At 70.2% G+C, this 252-nt stretch carries 1 protein-coding gene; it reads left to right on the top strand.

The window, feature by feature from the left end; translation table 11 throughout:
- Window positions 1-190: hypothetical protein (locus tag P9273_RS32175; protein WP_278052597.1), on the top strand; the 190-nt coding region annotated here is incomplete at its 5' end.
- Window positions 191-252: the final 62 nt, after the last annotated feature.

The raw sequence follows: 252 nt of genomic DNA, 5'->3' as shown, positions 1-252 counted from the left end.
CGTCGAGCAGTGGCTCCGCACGCTTCGGGCCCGGGGTCTGTCGCCGGCCAGTCAGATCCGGTACTTCTCGGTGTTGCGGGGTGCGCTCGAGCAGGCCGAACGCTGGGAGCTGATCGCCCGGAACCCTGCGGCGAAGGCCGAGCTGCCCCGGGTGCGATACGAGGAGACGCACATCCCGACCGCAGCCTAGCTCTTCGAAGCGCTCCAGGTCGCCCCCACCATCCACCACCGCACCCTGATCTGGCTGGCCGC

It is taken from the genome of Mesorhizobium sp. WSM4935, assembly GCF_029625735.1.
Lineage (GTDB): Bacteria > Pseudomonadota > Alphaproteobacteria > Rhizobiales > Rhizobiaceae > Mesorhizobium.
Note: the sequence above shows the minus strand (reverse complement) of the source record. Positions and strands in the feature narration are given on the sequence as shown.